The following is a 19,056-nucleotide window of genomic DNA, read 5'->3' on the forward strand; positions in this document are numbered from 1 at the left end:
AAAACTTAGAATCTCAGCATCTTAGAACCTTAGCAACTTTAAAAAAAATGAAAACTATATTAAATAAATTAATCAACCACGAAGTACTTTCTAAAGAAGAAGCAAAACAGGTATTGATTAATATTTCAAGCGGTCAATACAATCCAAGTCAGATTTCGGCATTTTTGACTGTTTTTATGATGCGTAGCATTACAATTGACGAACTTTCGGGCTTTCGCGAAGCTTTATTAGATTTATGTATTCGTGTCGATTTATCAGCCTATAACACCATCGATTTATGCGGAACGGGCGGTGACGGAAAAGACACTTTCAATATTTCAACTTTAGCTTCTTTTGTATCTGCTGGAGCAGGAATAAAAGTAGCAAAACATGGGAATTACGGAGTTTCATCTATTTCTGGTTCGAGCAACGTAATGGAAAAAATGGGAATTAAATTCAGTAACGATCCTTCATTTTTAGAAAAATGTATTGATCAAGCTGGAATCTGTGTCTTGCACGCTCCCCTATTTCACCCAGCGATGAAAAATGTTGGTCCAATTAGAAAAGAATTGGCGGTAAAAACATTCTTCAATATGTTAGGCCCAATGGTAAATCCGTCATTTCCACAAAATCAATTAGTTGGGGTTTTCAACTTAGAATTGGCAAGAATGTACGCTTATTTATATCAAAATACCGATGTGAATTTTACCATCCTACATTCGCTTGACGGATATGATGAAATTTCATTAACTGGCCCAACCAAAACAATTTCTAACCACATGGAAGGAATGTTGAATCCAGAAGATTTTGGTGTTCATCTTTTATCTCAAACTGAAATCGAAGGCGGAAAAACCATCGAAGAATCTGCTGAAATTTTTACGAATATCATTTCTGGAAAAGGAAACGAAGCTCAAAATAATGTGGTTTGTGCGAATGCAGCAATGGCAATTTCAACCGTTACCAAATGTTCTCCAAAGGAAGGATTTGAATTAGCAAAAGAAAGCCTATTGTCTGAAAAAGGATTAAAAGCTTTAAAGAAATTACAAGAATTAAGTAAATAAAATTTTGTTTCAAGTTTCAGGTTTCAAGTTATTTTGAACGTTCTACATCTTGAAACATGAAACATGAAACGTGAAACAACACAACAATGAACATTTTAGATAAAATAATAATAGACAAAAAACGAGAAGTTGTTCTAAAGAAATCTATCATTCCGGTTTCTCAATTGGAAGCTTCCGTCTTCTTTGGAAAACAAACTATTTCTCTCAGTCAGAAATTAAAAGAAAGCAATTCTGGAATTATTGCTGAACATAAACGCCGTTCTCCTTCAAAATCAATTATCAACAATAATTTCACGGTTGAAGAAGTAGTAAAAGGTTATGAAAATGCAGGCGCTTGCGGAATCTCAGTTTTAACCGACGGAAAATATTTCGGCGGTTCTTTAGATGATTTGCTTTTGGCTCGAGCTTCAGTCAATATTCCGCTTTTGCGAAAAGAATTTATCGTAGACGAATATCAAATCCTTGAAGCAAAAGCACACGGAGCCGATTTAATTTTATTAATCGCAGCCGTTTTAACGCGCGAGGAAATCGAATCTTTATCTGAATTTGCAAAAAGTTTAGGTTTAGAAGTTTTATTGGAAGTTCACAATCAAGAAGAACTGGAAAAATCAATTATGCCGACTTTAGATATGATTGGCGTAAACAACAGAAACTTAAAAACATTCGAAGTAAGTCTTGATTTCAGTAAAGAATTAGCATCACAAATTCCGAATGATTTTGTAAAAGTATCAGAAAGCGGTATTTCATCAATTGAAGCAATTCATGAACTAAAACCATACGGCTACAAAGGTTTTTTAATTGGAGAAAACTTCATGAAAACCGATAATGCAGGTGAGGCTGCAACAGAGTTTATCAGCAAGCTATAATTTAAGTTTGCCACAAATTACACGAATTTCCACTAATTAAATTCGTGCTAATCCGTGAAATTCGTGGCAACAATATAAGCGCAAAGCTTTGCGAACTTTTTCGCATTTTAAACACAATACAAAAGAAAAAAACTTAGCGCACTTTGCGTTAAAAAAACACAACGAAATGAAACTCAAAATATGCGGTATGAAATATCCTGAAAACATTCTCGAAGTAGGCGCTCTTTTGCCTGACTATATGGGCTTTATTTTCTGGGAAAAATCCGCACGATATTTTAACGGAACTATTCCTGAACTTATTGAAACAATCAAAAAAGTAGGTGTTTTTGTCAATCAAACTCAGGAAGAAATTCTGGAAAAAGTAACAAAATACAATTTACAAGCTGTTCAACTTCACGGAAATGAATCGGTTGAATTTTTAACGGAATTAAAAAAACAACTGACAAAGAAAATCGAAATCATAAAAGTATTTTCTGCGGATGAAAATTTTGATTTCGAAACAATTATACCTTTTGAAAATGTCTGCGATTATTTTCTATTTGACACCAAAGGAAAACTTCCAGGAGGAAACGGAACAACTTTCGACTGGACCATATTAAAAAAATACAATTCCAAGAAACCATTTTTTTTGAGTGGTGGAATCGGAATGAATGAATTAAAAGCCATAGAAGAAATTTCAAAAACCAAATTACCAATTTACGCTGTCGATGTAAATAGTAAATTTGAAATCGAACCAGGGCTAAAAAACAGAAATTTATTTAGCAATTTCAAACGCAAATTTGATGTTGCCAACTTTTAAAATTTAAAAAAATGAGTTTTAACGTTAACGAAAAAGGATATTACGGAGAATTTGGAGGAGCTTATATTCCAGAAATGCTGTATCCGAATGTAGAAGAATTACGCCAGAAGTATTTAAGCATAATGGATGAACCTGATTTTAAAGCAGAGTTCAATCAATTGTTGAAAGATTATGTTGGGCGCCCTAGTCCACTGTATTTTGCAAAACGTTTGTCTGAAAAATACAACACCAAAGTTTATCTAAAAAGAGAAGACTTAAACCATACTGGAGCACACAAAGTAAACAATACTATTGGGCAAATTTTGCTTGCAAAACGTCTAGGCAAAAAAAGAATTATTGCAGAAACTGGCGCTGGTCAGCATGGAGTTGCAACTGCAACGGTTTGTGCTTTAATGGGAATTGAATGTATAGTTTACATGGGAGAAATCGACATTGCACGTCAGGCACCAAACGTTGCTCGTATGAAAATGTTGGGGGCAGAAGTTCGTCCAGCGCTTTCAGGTTCTAGAACTTTAAAAGATGCTACAAACGAAGCAATCCGCGATTGGATCAATAATCCTGTTGATACACATTATATTATTGGATCAGCAATTGGACCACACCCTTATCCAGATATGGTAACGCGTTTTCAAAGTATCATTTCGGAAGAAATTAAATGGCAGTTAAAAGAAAAAGAAGGTCGTGAAAACCCTGATTATGTAGTAGCTTGTATTGGTGGCGGAAGTAATGCTGCAGGAACTTATTACCACTTTTTACACGAACCGGAAGTTGGAATCATTGCAGTTGAAGCAGCTGGAAAAGGAGTTGATAGCGGTCATAGCGCAGCAACAAGCAAATTAGGAAAAGTGGGTGTTATTCACGGCTGTAAAACGCTTTTAATGCAAACTCCTGATGGACAAATTACAGAACCATACTCTATTTCAGCCGGATTAGATTATCCTGGAGTTGGACCATTGCACGCACATTTAGCACAAACAGGAAGGGGAGAATTTTTCTCCGTTACCGATGACGATGCTATGAATGCAGGCTTACAACTTACAAAATTAGAGGGAATTATTCCAGCCATAGAAAGTGCACACGCATTTGCAGTTCTAGATCAGAAGAAATTCAAGCCTGAAGATATTGTCGTAATCAGTCTCTCTGGACGTGGCGATAAAGATTTAGATAATTACATTGATTACTTTAAATTGTAATAAAAGTATTAATTTGCAACTCTCTAATCGCAACTATTAACGAGAAAAATATAATTATGGAAAAGTTATTCTCATACGGAACATTAAGATCGAAACAAGTTCAAATGCAGATTTTTAAAAAAGTATTAGTTGGAACTCCAGATCAGCTTTTGGGTTATAAACTAAAAAGTTTACAGATCGAAGAAGAATTTGGAATGGCAGATTATGTGGTAGCAATTGCAAGTGAAAACGCCGAAGAAAATATACATGGCGTAGTTTTTAATGTTTCTAATGCAGATTTAGCAAAAGTCGATTTATTCGAATCTAATTCGTACCGAAGAGTTCAGGTTAAACTGAAATCTGGAACAGTTGCTTGGGTTTATACCGAAAACAAATAATTTACAAAAATGATTTTAGCAGCGGCGCAGACAAAACCAAAACGCGGAAATATTGCTTCAAATTTATTAAATCATTATCAGCTTATTGAATTGGCTGCACAAAACGGTGCTCAATTAATCGTTTTCCCAGAAATGTCTATTACAGGATATGAAAGAGAAAATGCTTTAGAATTGGCTTTTGCAGAAGATGATTATAGAATAGATCATTTGAAAGATTTGGCAACCGATAATAATATTGTCATTATTGCTGGTGCTCCAATTTTAATTGAAAATCAGTTGTTTATTGGTCAATACATTATTGCTCCCAACGATTCGGTTTCTATTTACACAAAGCAGTTTTTGCATGAAGGCGAAGATGAATTTTTCCAATCTTCTTTTGACAATAATCCGATGATTACGATTGAAGATCAAAATATTGCATTTGCAATTTGTGCTGATATTGACAATCCAAAGCATCCTGAAAATGCTGCAAAAAATAACGCAGACATTTATATTGCTAGCATTTTCTTTTCGCCAAACGGAATTCCAAATGCGTACAGAGACTTACAAAATTATGCTCAAAAACATCAAATGAATGTTTTGATGTCCAATTTCAGTGGAGAATCTTGGGGATCTCCTTCGGCTGGACAAAGCGCTTTTTGGAATAATAAAGGCGAATTAGTTGCCCAAATGAATGACTCTGACTCTGGATTATTGTTGGTTGAAAAACAAAATGATAATTGGACTAGCACTATTTTAAAATTTTAAAAAATGATAGCAGAATTAGATAGATTACAAAGGTTTTTTCACGCAGATTTAGCAGATTAAAGCAGATTTTATTAGATCTTCATTAAAAAAATCTGCGCGAATCAGCTTAAATCAATTTAAATCTGCGTGAAATATTTTTCAAATAAACTTAATAAACTTACAAGGTTTTGAAAGCCTTGCAGTAGAAAAACATATCAAAATGAATAGAATAACTCAAAAATTACAAGAAGATAAAAAAATCCTTTCGATTTACTTTTCTGCAGGATATCCGAACTTAAATGATACTGTGCAGATTATTCAGGATTTAGAGAAAAACGGAGTTGATTTAATCGAAATCGGACTCCCTTTTAGCGATCCTTTGGCTGATGGACCAACCATTCAGGCGAGTTCTACTCAGGCGCTTCATAACGGAATGACAACTCAAATTCTTTTTGATCAGCTGAAAAACATTCGCGAAAGCGTAAAAATTCCGTTGATTATCATGGGATATTTTAATCCGATGTTACAATACGGAGTTGAAGCTTTTTGCCAGAAATGCGCTGAAATTGGAATTGACGGTTTAATTATTCCTGACCTTCCGGTTGATGTTTATGCTGACGAATACAAAGCGATTTTTGAAAAATATGGTTTGATCAATGTTTTCTTAATTACGCCTCAAACTTCAGACGAACGTATTCGTTTTATTGACAGCGTTTCAAACGGATTTATCTATATGGTAAGTTCTGCAAGTGTTACAGGATCTCAATCTGGTTTTGGAGATGTTCAGGAAAGCTATTTTGAAAGAATCTCTAATCTTAATTTGAAAAACCCTCAAATTGTAGGTTTCGGAATTTCAAATAAAGAAACTTTTAATCAGGCAACTAAATATGCCAAAGGTGCAATTATTGGAAGTGCTTTTATCAAACATTTGAGTGAAAAAGGAAGCGGAAAAATTGAGGAATTTGTTGGAGAAATTCGATAAATAGATTTAAATGAAAGTTGTAAAATATTCAGTAGCAATAATTCTTCTCATTTCAATAATTTCATGTCAAAAAGTCCAAACCGAAAAACTTATCGGAAGTTGGAAGATGAAGGATTTAGTAAATACGACTGGAAAAAATATAGAAGACAAAACGACTTTTACAAAAGATAGTTTATTGATTTTTGAATTAATATCGAATGGAAAAACTATTGACAAAGAAGTTGCTAATTATAGTTTAAAAAACAATATAATTACTGTAAAATTTAAGAATCAAAATCCATACGATTTTAAGGTCTTAAAACTGAATAATTCAGAAATGGAATTATTAAATCTCAAAGAAAAAAGAGCTTATAGGTATGTAAAATAAATATTAGAAATCTAATTTGTCATTTCGACGAAGGAGAAATCTTCGTTGCAAAATCGACAAAGATAGGATTTCACTTTACGGAGCTACTTGTAGAGATTTCTCCTTCGTCGAAATGACAAGATTGTGAAAAAAAGCCTGAAAAATAGAGTTTTCAGGCTTTTTTATTTTAACTAATTCAAGCACTATTTAACATAAATTATCGAAAACGCTTTATGTTAATATTATGTTAAAATAAAATTAAACAAGCGTTTAAATTAAACAAGTGTTTAATTTTGCATCCGATTAGAAACAATACCATGTCACACATCGAATTGAACGATAAAAAAATTCAGATTCTAAATGTTGCGGAAAGACTTTTTTCTGAGAAAGGATTTGAAGGTACATCGATAAGGGATATCTCCAAAGAGGCCAAAATTAACATTGCCATGGTCTCTTATTATTTCGGTTCAAAAGAAAGGCTTTTGGAAGCTCTTATTTTTCACAAAACCGTTGATTTAAAACTACAACTCGAAAATTTATTACAAGAAGACATCGAACCCCTTGAAAAAGTCAATAAATTAATCGAAATTTACATCAACAGAATTTGCCTTAACAAAGGGATTTACAGGGTTTTACATTTTGAACTTTATAATAAGAAGAGAGAAAAAAGCCTTCAAGCTTTTACTGAACTTAAAAAAGGAAATTTAAAATCGGTTGAAAGCATTATCAAACAAGGTCAAGCCCAAGGAGTTTTTAGAAAAGATGTTAATATCCAACTCATTACACCTACGATTATCGGAACCTTTTTTCACTTTCACATGAATCGCTCTTTCTTCGAAGAAATATTTGATTTGAAAACCGACGAAATGTTTAACAATTACATTAAAAACGATCTTACAAAGCACATTCAACAAACTATAAAAGCGCTACTTGTTTATGAAAATTAGTCAATTAATGCTCTTTGGAGTTTTCTTCATCGGAATATCTTCAATGGAAGCACAAGAGAAAACAAGTTTAACCTTGGGTGAGGCCGTACAAATGGCTTGGGAAAAGAGTAACGAAGTTACACTTGCCAATACTAAGGTAAACACAAAAAAATACGAATTAAAAACCGTAAAAAACAATCAATACCCAGATCTTAAAGTTTCTGGTCAATATCAGCGTCTTACAAAAGCATCGATTGATATGCCTAATCAAGGTGAAAGTGCTTCATTAGCTTCTCCAGACAGAGCAATGCTTGGAATGGCGAACTTAAGTCTTCCTATTTTTGCTGGATTTAAAATTCAAAACAGCATTGATGCATATGAAGGAATGTACGAAGCAGAAACTGCTAATGCTGAAAAAACTAAAGAAGATGTTGCTTTAAAAGCAATCACTTATTACACAGCATTATACAAGGCTCAAAAAACATTAGATGTTTTAAACGAAAATCAAAAAAGCGCAAAACAGCGTGTTACTGATTTCACAGAGTTGGAGAAAAACGGAATTATCCCGAGAAACGATTTATTGAAAGCGCAATTATTAGTTTCTAAAACGCAATTATCTATTGATGAAGCTAATAATAACATCAATAATATCAACTTCTATTTGACTACTTTGCTGAAATTAGATCCAAATGTAAAAATTCAGGTAAATGAAGAGGATTTCTTTAATCTTAAAACAAGCAATTCTATAACATCTGATGCTGTTGCACTTGAAAGCAGAAAAGATTTAGAAGCAATAAGATTACAAGGCAAAGCTTCAGAAGCTAATGTAAAAATTGCAAAAGCTGGATATTATCCTTCAATTTCACTTTTAGGCGGTTATACTGCATTTGACTTAAAAGACATTGTAACTGTAAAATATGCGATGAACTTTGGAATCGGATTATCTTATGATTTATCAGGAATTCTAAAAAATAATGTTCACGTAAAAGAAGCAGAAAGCAGAGCTTTGGAAGTGAAAAATACCGAAGCAATTATTACAGACCGCATTAAAGTAGAGGTTCAAAAATCTATTGAAGATTATGACCTAGCAATTAATCAAAGTGTAGTGTATGAAGAAGCATTACAGCAAGCAGCAGAAAACTACAGATTAGTAAAAGATAAATTTGACAATGGTTTATCTGACACTAATGATTTAGTAGAAGCAGATGTAGAGCATTTAAATGCCAAAATTCAAACTGCTTTATCTAAAGCAACCATTATTCAAAAATATTACGAATTACTTTCAGTATCAGGACAATTATCACAATCATTCAATCTTTCTAAAATATAATCGATAGCTCTCATGGAAAAGAAAAAAACAAATAAAAAATTCATCATCATACTTGCAGTTCTGATTTTAGGAGGCGGAACTTACGGAATATCTAAATACCTACACGGTCAAGCTCACGAAGAAACTGATGATGCTCAAATCGAGAAAAAAATGAACCCGATTATCCCGAGAGTTTCAGGATATATCAGCAAAGTTTATGTGAAAGATAATGATTATGTAAAAAAAGGAGATACTTTATTTACTATTGACAAGAGAGATTATCAATTAAAGATTGATGAAGCTAATGCTGCTTTATTAGGTGCTGAAGGTCAGTACGAAGCTGCAAAAGCGGATATTGGAAGTGCAAATGCAAGCATCTCAGTTTCTGATGCTCAAATGAAATCTGCAACAGGTTCTATCGAAAGTGCAAAAATTAGATTGAGACAGCTTACAAACGATTATAACCGTTACAATAACTTGTACAAAACTCATACAATTACAAAACAGCAGTATGAGCAAGCTTTGACAGCAAAAGAAGAAGCTGAAAATCAAGTACGTGTTTTAGAGCAACAGCAAAAAGCTAGTTCTTATCAAAAATCGGTTATTCAGTCAAAATCTAAAGTTTCTGACAAACAGACAGAAGTTGCCGCAGCAAACATCAAAAAAGCAAAAACAATGCTTGATGTGGCTCACTTAAACCTTTCTTATACTGTAGTTACTGCTGCAATTGACGGTCAGGTTTCTAAAGTTGATATTCAGCCAGGACAATTAGTTCAGCCAGGACAATCTTTATTTTATATCATCAACAATAATGAAGCTTGGGTTGTAGCTAACTTCAAAGAAACACAATTGAACAAAATGGTTGTGGGACAAAAAGTAAGCTTAAAAGTAGATGCATATCCAAACTATGAGTTTAAAGGAACTGTATCTTCTTTCTCTCCAGCAACAGGTTCTCGTTTTTCATTATTGCCTCCTGATAACGCAACAGGAAACTTCGTAAAAACAATTCAGAGATTACCAGTAAAAATTACCATAGACGAATCTAACGATCCTGAAAAAGTGAAACTTTTAAGACCAGGTATGAACGTTGACGTAGATGTACATTTGAAATAAAATAAATGGCTACAGCAGTACAAGACGACGATTTAGTAGAATACGGTTTCAGACGTGTTATCATTACGATTACAGCAGTGCTTTGTGCACTGTTGGAAATTGTAGATACTACGATTGTAAACGTAGCGCTGACAGACATGCGCGGAAGTCTTGGTGCAACCTTGACCGATGTGGCATGGGTAATTACAGCATACGCAATTGCGAATGTTATTGTAATTCCGATGACGAGCTGGCTATCGCAGCAATTTGGAAGACGTAATTATTTTGTGGCTTCCATTATAATATTTACAGTCTGTTCTTTTTTGTGTGGTAATGCCACAAATATTTGGGAACTTGTAGCTTTCCGTTTCGTACAAGGTATGGGTGGAGGAGCTTTACTAGTAACAGCCCAAACAATTATTACAGAAAGTTACCCAGTAGCAAAACGTGGAATGGCGCAAGCTATTTATGGTATGGGTGTAATTGTTGGTCCAACTCTAGGTCCGCCCTTGGGAGGATATTTAGTAGATAATTATTCTTGGCCTTATATTTTCTATATCAATATTCCGTTAGGAATTATTGCAACTATTTTGGCTTTAACATTTGTTAGAAGTCCTAAATATGGAGAAAAATTAAAAGCCAATCAGGTTGACTGGTGGGGAATTATATTGTTGACTGCCTTTATCGGTTCTTTACAGTTTGTATTAGAACACGGACAGCAAGATGACTGGTTTAATGATTCAACAATCGTGACCCTAAGTGTTGTAACTGTTCTTGGATTGGTTCTCTTTATTTGGAGAGAGCTTACCTACGAATATCCAATTGTAAACCTAAGTGTTTTAAAAGACGGAAACTTAAGAATTGGAACCATAATGTGTTTTATTCTTGGATTTGGTCTTTACGGTTCAACATTGATTATACCAATTTACACGCAATCTATTTTAGGATGGACAGCAACAGATGCCGGATTATTATTGATTCCGGGGTCTATTACAACGGCGATTATGATGCCTTTTGTTGGTAATATGATTCAGAAAGGTGTGCCACAGGGTTATATGGTTGGAGTAGGATTTTTAATTTTCTTCTTCTTTACCTTTATGATGTACAGCCGTATGACGCCTGACACGGGAGTTGAACACATGTATTGGCCATTAATTTTGAGAGGAATTGGTTTAGGATTGCTTTTCGTTCCTATTACAACACTTTCGCTTTCAACTTTAAAAGGAAAACAAATTGGTGAAGGAGCTGCATTCACGGGAATGATGCGTCAATTAGGCGGATCTTTCGGTATCGCAATTATCACTACTTTTATCACTCGTTTCAGCCAGTCTCACCGAGTAGATTTAATTAATAACCTAGACCCTGCCAAATTTGACGTGCAGCAGCGCATTGCAGGAATGCAGCACGCGTTTATGGCAAAAGGATATAGCGCCGATGTCGCTTTGAAAAAAGCATATCAAGCCATAGAATATTCAGTAATGAAACAAAGTACTGTAATGGCTTATATGGATATTTTCCTTTATCTAGGAATTATGTTTTTATGTTGCATACCGATTATTCTCTTTATCAAAAAAGGGAAGAACAAAATTAGTGCAGCCGACGCAATGCATTAATGATAATAGATTTATAATACGCAGAAACGCCGAATTCATCATTTAGAATTCGGCGTTTATTTTTTTTAAGACATTTTATTTAACCGCAAAGAGCGCAAAGAATTTTATTTCTAAGAAGCGTTAAAAAACGCAAAGTTCGCAAAGCTTTGTAAAAAAACTTTGTGAACTTTGCGTAAAACTTTGCGCTCTTTGCGGTTAAAAAAATCTTAGAACCTCAGCAACTTAGAATCTTAGCAACTTTAAAAATCTATCTTGTAAAAACCAAGTGATTTCCTTTAGAAAGATTCGCATCAAACTGATATCCTTCGTAATTGAAACCTTTTAAATCATCTATAGTCTCAGCATTAGTATCAATAATATAACGTACCATCATACCTCTCGCCTTTTTGGCAAAGAAACTGATCATTTTTAGTTTTCCGTCTTTATAATCTTTAAAGTCTGGCGTAATTACAGGAACTTTTAAAGCTTTAACATCAACTGCAGAAAAATATTCATTACTCGCTAAATTCACGAATAATTCTCCTTTTTTTAATTCTTTGTTTAAAGCTTTAGTAACAACAGGCTTCCAGAATTCGTGCAGATTTTTATATTCACCAACTGGCATTTTGGTTCCCATTTCCAAACGATAAGCTTGCATTAAATCAAGTGGTTTTAATAGTCCGTAAAGACCCGATAAAATTCTCAGTTTATCTTGCAAAACATCAAGTTTTTCTAATGGAATAGTATATGCATCTAAACCGGTATACACATCGCCATCAAAAGTATAAACAGCTGGGCGTGCATTTTCTGCTGTAAATGGTGTTTTCCATTCTTGATTGCGTTTCCAATTTAAATCGGCTAGTTTGTCTGAAATAGACATTAATTCTGATAATTCAGCTGGCTTTTTTGTTTTTACTACTTTATGAACCACTCTTGCTTCTTTTAAGAATGAAGGTTCAGTATATTGAGATGTTGGTAATTCTTTTTCGAAATTCAATGATTTCGCTGGAGATATAACAATTTTCATGTGTGCTTTTTTCTATGATTCAAAAATACAAATTGAATTTCTAAAAATTATTGTTTGTAATTGATTTGTTCTATTGTTCTATTTCTTTTTAGCCACGAATTGCACAAATTTCCACGAATTATTTATTTGACTTAGATTGCGAAGATTTTTTGCCACAGATTAAAATGATTTACACAGATTTTCTTAATCTATTACTATTTTTTTCTGCGACTAATTGCACAAATTTTCGCTAATTAAAAATCTTTTTAATCCTTTTAATCTGTGGCAGAAAAATAAACTCGTGGAAATTCGTGCAATTCGTGGCAAACCTTTCCCAATTCATAAAAATCGATGCTACAAAATGTGAAATTGTTCAAAAAAGTAAGCTCTAGATTATAATAGGCATTTTCTATGTTGTAAATTTGCATGCATTTTATTTCTACTAAAATTAAAAAATGCTTTTATTCAAAAATTAGTGAATTCGTGGCGATACAAACAAACTATAAAACTGCTTTACAAAACAAAATCTTCGATGTTATTTCGAAAGCTTCTCAGGAATTAAACGTTGACTCTTATGTGATAGGAGGATTCGTTCGTGATTTGCTTTTAAACCGAGGTTCTAAAAAAGACATTGATGTTGTTGCAGTTGGAAGCGGCATCGAATTGGCTCTTAAAGTTTCAGATTTACTTCCGAACAAACCAAAAGTTCAGGTTTTTAAAACATACGGAACCGCAATGCTTCGTTTTGAAGATACCGATATCGAATTTGTTGGTGCACGAAAAGAATCTTATACTCGAGATAGTCGAAATCCGATTGTTGAAAATGGAACTTTGCAAGACGACCAAAATCGTCGTGATTTTACCATCAATGCCTTAGCACTTTCTTTAAACCAAAATAATTTCGGAGATCTTTTAGACCCGTTTGACGGATTAACCGATTTAGAAAACAAAACGATCAAAACGCCTTTGGATCCAGATATTACGTATTCTGATGATCCTTTGAGAATGCTTCGCGCAATTCGTTTTGCCACTCAATTGAATTTCGAAATTGAAGAAAATTCACTAAACGCCATAACAAAAAATGCTGAACGCATTAAAATTATTTCTGGCGAAAGAATCGTTGATGAGTTAAACAAAATTCTCATGACCGATAAACCTTCAACAGGATTTTTACTTTTATACAAAACAGGACTTTTAGATTTAATCTTACCAGAATTAACAGCGTTGAATCAGGTGGAAGAAATTGAAGGTCATACACATAAAAACAATTTCTATCATACGTTGGAAGTTGTTGACAACATCTGCCCAAATACAGACGATGTTTGGTTAAGATGGTCGGCATTACTTCATGATATTGGAAAAGCACCAACAAAACGTTTTACAAAAAAACAAGGATGGACTTTTCACGGACACGAATTCTTGGGCGGAAAAATGGCAAAGAAAATCTTTGAACGTTTGCATATGCCGTTGAACCATAAAATGAAGTTCGTTCAGAAAATGGTTATTATGAGTTCACGTCCGATTGTTTTGGCGCAGGATATTGTGACTGACAGCGCGGTTCGCCGTTTGGTTTTTGATGCTGGTGAAGATGTAGAAAACTTGATGACTTTGTGCGAAGCGGATATTACAACCAAAAATCCGTCAAAATTCAAGAAATATCATAAAAATTTTGAACTCGTACGCAAGAAGATTGTTGAAGTAGAAGAACGCGATCATGTTCGTAATTTTCAGCCACCAATTACTGGAGAAGAAATTATGGAAATATTTGATTTAAAGCCTTCTCGTGAAATCGGAATTTTAAAAGAAGCAGTAAAGGAAGCTATTTTGGAAGGCGTTATACCGAATGAATATCAGGCCGCTTATGATTTTGTAATTAAGAGAGCTGAAAAATTAGGCTTAAAAAAAGTTGAGAAATAAGTATTATTTAATAAAATGAAAAAAGAGAATAAATCAGTAATTATTTGGTTACTATCAGGCTGTGTTTTATTATTTTTAATGGTTGTTGTAGGCGGTATTACCCGTTTAACCAATTCAGGTTTATCTATGACTGATTGGCATTTGGTAACCGATACCTTTCCACCTTTAACAGAAGCAAAATGGCAGGCTGCTTTTGACGAATATAAAAAATTTCCTGAGTATCAGAAAATCAATATTCACAATGATTTTCAGTTAGCCGATTATAAATTCATCTATTTCTGGGAATGGTTTCACCGATTTATTGGCCGTATTATTGGCTTGGTTTTCTTTGTACCGTTTGTTTACTTTTTAGCCAAAAAGAAATTAGATACTCCAACGATTAAAAAATGCGTAGTTCTTTTGGCAATGGGAGCTTTCCAAGGATTTTTAGGTTGGTTTATGGTAAGAAGCGGATTAATTGATAATCCAGATGTAAGCCACTTCAGACTTTCTCTACACTTAACATTTGCTTTCATAACATTTGCTTATACTCTTTGGGTAGCGCTAGATTTGATTTATCCAGAACGAAATATCAACAAGATTTTACCTCTAAGAAATATTGCGCGCTATGCTTTGGCAGCTCTTCTTATCCAGATTATTTATGGCGGATTTGTTGCTGGACTAAATGCTGGATTAATTCATAATCATTGGCCTTTAATGAGCGACGGAGAATTTATTCACGAATCGGTTTTTATTGAGCAGTCTTCTTTAATAAAAAACTTAATTGAAGGAAAAAGCGGTGTTCAGTTTGTACACAGAACTTTTGCTTATGTTGTCGTTGGTATTATTCTTTTCCTTTTCTTCAAAAGCAAAAAATATACGCTTACTCACACTCAAGCAAACGGAATCAAAACTTTAGTTGTTTTTGTTTTTATTCAGTTTTTATTGGGAGTTTTCACTTTATTATATAGTGTGCCATTGGCTTTAGGATTAATTCACCAAATTATGGCGTTCTTCCTTTTAAGTGCCATGACGTATACTTTGCACAGATTAAGCAAATAAGATTGAAATATATTAAAACATGAAAAGGCTGTCTCAAAAAGACAGCTTTTTTTTTGGAAGGAATATTATTTTTAAAATTTATTTTATATGAAAAACCCCAGCGGGGTGAAATATTTATAGAATTACATTAAGACAAATAAAAAGAGCTCTGGAGGAGCGACATATATGTAGACTTTACAAAAATATGTCGCTCCTCTGGAGCTTTATGTTGTACACGTTTATATTTTGCTATAAATATTTCGCTTCTCTGAAGCTTAAAAAAAGCTATCCTTTTGAGATAGCCTTTTTTATTATGATATCGATTTTAATCCGAAAAAATTAAAATCTGATGAATTTCTATTTTTATTATTTGGATTTTTATCCCAACCAAGCTTTAAAATCCTGCACTTTTTCTCGGCTTACAATTACCTCATCGTCTTTGTAACTTGGCAAAATAACCTTTAATCTCGAATTGGTATACACCTGAATTTCTTTAATTGCTTTTAGCGGAACTATAAATTTTCTGCTTACGCGAAAGAAATCTTTTTTGTCCAGTTCTTGTTCTAAGATTTCCAAAGTCGAATCGATCAGATAATCACGATTGTCATACGTATGAATATAAGTTCCTTTATTTTCGCTGAAAAAACATTCAATTTCTTCTGTAGTAATTACTTTTAAGTGCTGACCAATTTTAACTGTAAATCTCTTTTTATACGTTTTTTCAAAAGGATTGGACAGCATCTGACGAATCTGTTCAAAATCTAATTGCAGATTTGAACTTTCTGCAGCTTTTGGAAGACGGGATTTAAATTTTGAAACTGCCACTTCAAGATCATCTTCGTCAATAGGTTTTAAAAGATAATCAATACTATTTAATTTGAAAGCTTTTAAAGCGTACTCATCATACGCCGTAGTAAAAATGATAGCGCTTTTGATATCTATTTTTTCAAAAATCTCAAATGATAAACCGTCAGACAACTGGATATCCAAAAAAATCAAATCTGGATGCGGATTATTTTCAAACCATTGAACCGATTCTTCAACTGAGTGAAGCATGGTTTCTACAGTTACATCTAACTTTTCAAGTTTTCTTTGCAGCAATCTTGCTGCTGGTTTTTCGTCTTCTATAATTAATGTGATCATTTACTATAATGTGAAATTTGAAAAAATTATGAAGTCAAAGTTACTCCCATTTATTTTTATTTGCAGTATCTTTTTCCATGTATTTTTGGATTTTTCTTTTCTCCCAATCTGCACCAAAAAACCAATCAGCGCCAAAAACAGATAGTGCGTGAGCTAACAAGCCAATTCCCCAAAAAAATGCAGTCGAATAGGTATGCAATTCTGTTAAACCACTTAAATCCATCACCATTAGACCTGCAGATTTGTCACGAGTCAAACTTGATACAATAATGATAATATTTACAATGATGAAAATTTTCAAATGCGAGTAAAACCTTTTAAGTCTTTTTACCCTTCTATAAGCTGCATTGTAATTTGGATCGTCTGTATACTCTCCAAAATGCTGTCTTGTATAATCCTCGTACATTTCTCTTCTAAAACGTCCCATAGCTATATTTTAATTATTTCCACTTGTTTTTATTCTGTTTTTCCTTCTCCATAAACTCCTTGATTTTTCTTTCTTCCCATTCCTTGCCCATTCCTGGAAAAACCTCAAAAACTTTTAATCCATGAAAAACAACGCCAACTCCCCACCACAATAATGGCCAGAAAAACCATAAATAACTTGGTGATGTATATAAATTTATAAAAACCAAAATTGCATTTACTAATATGTACGCTAGAAGATTTCCGTAAAACCCTTTAATATTTTCAACCTTTTTTTTGGCTTGGATATATTTTTCCTCGTCGCTTAAATTCCTTTCCATAACTATTCCCATTTTTGTTTTTTATACTTTTTTTCTAAAATACTTTTTAGTTTTCTTTCTTCCCATTCTTGCCCAAAAATCTTGTAAGAAGCAAACAAATCTATTGCAGAACCCACAATTACAGCGGTCCAAATAATTACAATTATCCAATTGATATATTTAATTGGAAAAAATTGCAATGGCAGATTGGTATATTCTTTTAGAAGAAAAATTATCAGTGCAATGGTATAAATGAACAAATGCTTGTAAAAAGATTTCAGCTGAATTACTTTTTTTGTGGCTAATTCTTCTAGCATTACTTGTTCCTGATCATTATTCAAATTTGTTTCCATGACTACTTTCTAAACGTTGCTGATTTTCTTTTTCTAGAATTTCTCTTATTTTTTTCTCTTCCCATTTCTTATTGAAGAAAGGCGGAAGACTAAAAACTTTCAATCCATGCAAAACAATTGCTATTCCCCAGCCCATTACAGACCATATCCACCATAGATATTCCGGAGAAGTCATATAATTTACAACAATCACAATCGGGTTACATAAAACGTAGACAGTCAAATGCTCATAAAATCCTCTTATCTCTTTTACTTTTTTCTGAGCATCATAATAACGATCCGCTTCTGTGAAATCTTTTTCCATTACTTCCACGTTTTTTGCTTGTTGTCTTTTTCCAAAATCTCGCGAATTTTTCTTTCTTCCCAATCAGAGCTATATCCAAAAACTTTAAAAGCATGCATCGCAACTCCAAACCCCCAACCTAAAGCCGAAAACCAAAACCATTGAAATCCTGGTGAAAATTTTAAATTAATAAAGATCAAAAACGGAATTACACAGCAATATGAAATGATATTCCCATAAAATCCTTTCAGTTCTTCTACTCTTTTTTTAGCTCTATAATAAGCTTTTGCTTCATCGGTATATTCTGCACTCATTTCCATAACGGCAATTTGTTTTGTTAAAATTGGAATTCTAACTGTGAAATTCTTTCCATCCTCTTCAATCTTCACTTTTCTATCTGTTATAATTCCGTATCTGTTTACAATATTCTGCAGTCCGACACCTTGCCTATCCTGCAAAACTTCTTTTTTCTGAAGATCATTCTGAATTGCCAGATAATCTTTATCAATAAAAATTCTAATATGAAGCGGTTTTTGCTCGCTTACCACATTATGCTTTACGGTATTCTCCAGTAAAAGCTGTAAAGAAAGCGGTACTACTTTGGCCTCTGGATTGATGTTTTCTGTTGGCAATTCGTAAAACAAACTATTTTCGAAACGCATTTTCAGAAGATTCATATAGGTTTTTGCAAACGACAACTCGTCTTCAACCGAAACCAATTCTTTGTCTTTCTGTTCTAAAACATATCGGTAAATTTTAGACAATGAAGTAGTAAAACGCTGTGCATTATCTGGATTTTCTTCTATTAAAGAACTAAGAACATTTAAACTATTAAAAAGAAAATGCGGGTCGATCTGGTTTTTTAAGCTTTCGAATTTGGCATTTGCCGTACCCGCGATAATCTTTTGTTGTGTTACCTTGTTTTCCTGATAGAGTTTATAAAAATTAAGTCCGTGAAAAAACAGTAGAACAATAAAAGTCATTACTGCAGATTCTATGTAATTTTCAGCCTTTTCATTTGCTAAAAAACCAATAATTGTCTTATTCTCGATTATTACACTTGTAAACAAACGCAATACTCCAATTACAATCATCGATACTAAAAAAGAACTTGCAAAACCAATAAGTATTCTCTTTACTGAATATGGATTTTCTCTGAAGACCCTATCTAAAAAATCAAAAAGAACGACGTTTACGATATACAAAACCACACTGTAAAGCATGCAGTACAAGAAATAAATGTAAAGATTCTTATTAAAGACTGCTGTTCCTAAAGAAGCAAACCGAATTAGAAAAGAGAACAAAAAAACTATTCCTCCAACTAAGCATGCTTTTAACAAATTGGGTTTTAATATCATCAT

Annotated in this window: 21 protein-coding genes; 14 read left to right on the forward strand and 7 right to left on the reverse strand. The window is 33.3% G+C overall.

The features are described from left to right. Window positions 1-47: 47 nt before the first annotated feature. From trpD to DMA14_RS21740, 12 genes are all read left to right on the forward strand, one after another. The gene (trpD, locus tag DMA14_RS21685) at window positions 48-1,040 is read left to right on the forward strand and encodes an anthranilate phosphoribosyltransferase (protein WP_111426571.1); all 993 of its coding nucleotides are present in this window, start codon (window positions 48-50) and stop codon (window positions 1,038-1,040) included. Between the two features lie 86 nt (window positions 1,041-1,126). Next, window positions 1,127-1,906, forward strand: a complete 780-nt coding sequence (gene trpC, locus DMA14_RS21690) for an indole-3-glycerol phosphate synthase TrpC (RefSeq protein WP_111426572.1) — start codon at window positions 1,127-1,129, stop codon at window positions 1,904-1,906. Between the two features lie 166 nt (window positions 1,907-2,072). Next, on the forward strand, window positions 2,073-2,705 hold the full coding sequence (locus DMA14_RS21695; RefSeq protein ID WP_111426762.1) for a phosphoribosylanthranilate isomerase: 633 nt from the start codon (window positions 2,073-2,075) through the stop codon (window positions 2,703-2,705). Between the two features lie 11 nt (window positions 2,706-2,716). Next, window positions 2,717-3,898, forward strand: a complete 1,182-nt coding sequence (trpB, locus tag DMA14_RS21700) for a tryptophan synthase subunit beta (protein WP_111363367.1) — start codon at window positions 2,717-2,719, stop codon at window positions 3,896-3,898. Between the two features lie 56 nt (window positions 3,899-3,954). After that, complete coding sequence (locus DMA14_RS21705; protein ID WP_111426573.1) at window positions 3,955-4,275, forward strand: gamma-glutamylcyclotransferase family protein; 321 nt, start codon at window positions 3,955-3,957, stop codon at window positions 4,273-4,275. A gap of 9 nt (window positions 4,276-4,284) precedes the next feature. After that, window positions 4,285-5,022, forward strand: a complete 738-nt coding sequence (locus tag DMA14_RS21710; RefSeq protein WP_111426574.1) for a carbon-nitrogen hydrolase family protein — start codon at window positions 4,285-4,287, stop codon at window positions 5,020-5,022. A gap of 199 nt (window positions 5,023-5,221) precedes the next feature. Then, on the forward strand, window positions 5,222-5,983 hold the full coding sequence (gene trpA / locus DMA14_RS21715) for a tryptophan synthase subunit alpha (RefSeq protein WP_111426575.1): 762 nt from the start codon (window positions 5,222-5,224) through the stop codon (window positions 5,981-5,983). A 10-nt stretch (window positions 5,984-5,993) separates the two neighbouring features. After that, the gene (locus DMA14_RS21720; RefSeq protein WP_111426576.1) at window positions 5,994-6,350 is read left to right on the forward strand and encodes a lipocalin family protein; all 357 of its coding nucleotides are present in this window, start codon (window positions 5,994-5,996) and stop codon (window positions 6,348-6,350) included. 296 nt (window positions 6,351-6,646) lie between these two features. After that, window positions 6,647-7,276, forward strand: coding sequence for a TetR/AcrR family transcriptional regulator (locus DMA14_RS21725; RefSeq protein ID WP_111426577.1), 630 nt, complete (start codon window positions 6,647-6,649; stop codon window positions 7,274-7,276). After that, window positions 7,266-8,585: a TolC family protein gene (locus tag DMA14_RS21730; RefSeq protein WP_111426578.1), complete on the forward strand. Its 1,320-nt coding sequence runs from the start codon at window positions 7,266-7,268 to the stop codon at window positions 8,583-8,585. The genes DMA14_RS21725 and DMA14_RS21730 overlap by 11 nt, the downstream gene beginning before the upstream one ends. Before the next feature lie 12 nt (window positions 8,586-8,597). Continuing rightward, window positions 8,598-9,677, forward strand: a complete 1,080-nt coding sequence (locus tag DMA14_RS21735) for an HlyD family secretion protein (RefSeq protein WP_111426579.1) — start codon at window positions 8,598-8,600, stop codon at window positions 9,675-9,677. Between the two features lie 5 nt (window positions 9,678-9,682). Continuing rightward, window positions 9,683-11,269: an MDR family MFS transporter gene (locus DMA14_RS21740; RefSeq protein WP_111426580.1), complete on the forward strand. Its 1,587-nt coding sequence runs from the start codon at window positions 9,683-9,685 to the stop codon at window positions 11,267-11,269. 247 nt (window positions 11,270-11,516) lie between these two features. Here the strand turns inward: DMA14_RS21740 and yaaA are convergent, their stop codons facing one another. After that, window positions 11,517-12,275, reverse strand: a complete 759-nt coding sequence (yaaA, locus tag DMA14_RS21745) for a peroxide stress protein YaaA (protein WP_111426581.1) — start codon at window positions 12,273-12,275, stop codon at window positions 11,517-11,519. Between the two features lie 405 nt (window positions 12,276-12,680). Here yaaA and DMA14_RS21750 point away from each other — a divergent pair, with 405 nt between their 5' ends. Together DMA14_RS21750 and DMA14_RS21755 are read left to right on the forward strand one after the other, a co-directional pair. Further along, window positions 12,681-14,171, forward strand: a complete 1,491-nt coding sequence (locus DMA14_RS21750; protein ID WP_238990022.1) for a CCA tRNA nucleotidyltransferase — start codon at window positions 12,681-12,683, stop codon at window positions 14,169-14,171. A 15-nt stretch (window positions 14,172-14,186) separates the two neighbouring features. Then, window positions 14,187-15,212: a COX15/CtaA family protein gene (locus DMA14_RS21755; RefSeq protein ID WP_111426582.1), complete on the forward strand. Its 1,026-nt coding sequence runs from the start codon at window positions 14,187-14,189 to the stop codon at window positions 15,210-15,212. 357 nt (window positions 15,213-15,569) lie between these two features. On the opposite strand, the gene DMA14_RS21760 is transcribed toward DMA14_RS21755, so the two are convergent. From DMA14_RS21760 to DMA14_RS21785, 6 genes are read right to left on the reverse strand one after another with little or no spacing between them, the layout of a single operon-like run. Continuing rightward, window positions 15,570-16,334 carry a LytR/AlgR family response regulator transcription factor gene (locus DMA14_RS21760; protein ID WP_111426583.1) on the reverse strand — a complete coding sequence of 255 codons (765 nt, stop codon included), beginning with the start codon at window positions 16,332-16,334 and terminating at the stop codon, window positions 15,570-15,572. 40 nt (window positions 16,335-16,374) lie between these two features. Continuing rightward, window positions 16,375-16,761 (reverse strand): 2TM domain-containing protein, encoded by a 387-nt coding sequence (locus tag DMA14_RS21765; protein ID WP_111426584.1) that lies wholly within the window; start codon window positions 16,759-16,761, stop codon window positions 16,375-16,377. Window positions 16,762-16,774: 13 nt separating this feature from the next. Further along, window positions 16,775-17,092: a 2TM domain-containing protein gene (locus DMA14_RS21770; protein WP_111426585.1), complete on the reverse strand. Its 318-nt coding sequence runs from the start codon at window positions 17,090-17,092 to the stop codon at window positions 16,775-16,777. After that, window positions 17,083-17,412, reverse strand: coding sequence for a 2TM domain-containing protein (locus DMA14_RS21775; RefSeq protein ID WP_111426586.1), 330 nt, complete (start codon window positions 17,410-17,412; stop codon window positions 17,083-17,085). The genes DMA14_RS21770 and DMA14_RS21775 overlap by 10 nt, the downstream gene beginning before the upstream one ends. Further along, entirely contained in the window at window positions 17,393-17,716 is a 324-nt protein-coding gene (locus DMA14_RS21780; RefSeq protein WP_111426587.1) for a 2TM domain-containing protein, read from the reverse strand. Before DMA14_RS21780 ends, DMA14_RS21775 begins: the two co-directional genes overlap by 20 nt. Then, window positions 17,716-19,053, reverse strand: coding sequence for a 2TM domain-containing protein (locus tag DMA14_RS21785; protein ID WP_111426588.1), 1,338 nt, complete (start codon window positions 19,051-19,053; stop codon window positions 17,716-17,718). The genes DMA14_RS21780 and DMA14_RS21785 overlap by 1 nt, the downstream gene beginning before the upstream one ends. Window positions 19,054-19,056 lie beyond the last annotated feature (3 nt).

The organism is Flavobacterium sharifuzzamanii, assembly GCF_003254585.1.
GTDB classification, from domain to species: Bacteria; Bacteroidota; Bacteroidia; order Flavobacteriales; family Flavobacteriaceae; genus Flavobacterium; species Flavobacterium sharifuzzamanii.

Bases quoted from the DNA above. Each gene is read 5' to 3' on its own strand.
- trpD (WP_111426571.1), top strand. From the start codon at position 48: ATGAAAACTATATTAAATAAATTAATCAACCACGAAGTACTTTCTAAA.
- trpC (WP_111426572.1), top strand. From the start codon at position 1,127: ATGAACATTTTAGATAAAATAATAATAGACAAAAAACGAGAAGTTGTT.
- DMA14_RS21695 (WP_111426762.1), top strand. From the start codon at position 2,073: ATGAAACTCAAAATATGCGGTATGAAATATCCTGAAAACATTCTCGAA.
- trpB (WP_111363367.1), top strand. From the start codon at position 2,717: ATGAGTTTTAACGTTAACGAAAAAGGATATTACGGAGAATTTGGAGGA.
- DMA14_RS21705 (WP_111426573.1), top strand. From the start codon at position 3,955: ATGGAAAAGTTATTCTCATACGGAACATTAAGATCGAAACAAGTTCAA.
- DMA14_RS21710 (WP_111426574.1), top strand. From the start codon at position 4,285: ATGATTTTAGCAGCGGCGCAGACAAAACCAAAACGCGGAAATATTGCT.
- trpA (WP_111426575.1), top strand. From the start codon at position 5,222: ATGAATAGAATAACTCAAAAATTACAAGAAGATAAAAAAATCCTTTCG.
- DMA14_RS21720 (WP_111426576.1), top strand. From the start codon at position 5,994: ATGAAAGTTGTAAAATATTCAGTAGCAATAATTCTTCTCATTTCAATA.
- DMA14_RS21725 (WP_111426577.1), top strand. From the start codon at position 6,647: ATGTCACACATCGAATTGAACGATAAAAAAATTCAGATTCTAAATGTT.
- DMA14_RS21730 (WP_111426578.1), top strand. From the start codon at position 7,266: ATGAAAATTAGTCAATTAATGCTCTTTGGAGTTTTCTTCATCGGAATA.
- DMA14_RS21735 (WP_111426579.1), top strand. From the start codon at position 8,598: ATGGAAAAGAAAAAAACAAATAAAAAATTCATCATCATACTTGCAGTT.
- DMA14_RS21740 (WP_111426580.1), top strand. From the start codon at position 9,683: ATGGCTACAGCAGTACAAGACGACGATTTAGTAGAATACGGTTTCAGA.
- yaaA (WP_111426581.1), bottom strand. From the start codon at position 12,275: ATGAAAATTGTTATATCTCCAGCGAAATCATTGAATTTCGAAAAAGAA.
- DMA14_RS21750 (WP_238990022.1), top strand. From the start codon at position 12,681: ATGCATTTTATTTCTACTAAAATTAAAAAATGCTTTTATTCAAAAATT.
- DMA14_RS21755 (WP_111426582.1), top strand. From the start codon at position 14,187: ATGAAAAAAGAGAATAAATCAGTAATTATTTGGTTACTATCAGGCTGT.
- DMA14_RS21760 (WP_111426583.1), bottom strand. From the start codon at position 16,334: ATGATCACATTAATTATAGAAGACGAAAAACCAGCAGCAAGATTGCTG.
- DMA14_RS21765 (WP_111426584.1), bottom strand. From the start codon at position 16,761: ATGGGACGTTTTAGAAGAGAAATGTACGAGGATTATACAAGACAGCAT.
- DMA14_RS21770 (WP_111426585.1), bottom strand. From the start codon at position 17,092: ATGGGAATAGTTATGGAAAGGAATTTAAGCGACGAGGAAAAATATATC.
- DMA14_RS21775 (WP_111426586.1), bottom strand. From the start codon at position 17,412: ATGGAAACAAATTTGAATAATGATCAGGAACAAGTAATGCTAGAAGAA.
- DMA14_RS21780 (WP_111426587.1), bottom strand. From the start codon at position 17,716: ATGGAAAAAGATTTCACAGAAGCGGATCGTTATTATGATGCTCAGAAA.
- DMA14_RS21785 (WP_111426588.1), bottom strand. From the start codon at position 19,053: ATGATATTAAAACCCAATTTGTTAAAAGCATGCTTAGTTGGAGGAATA.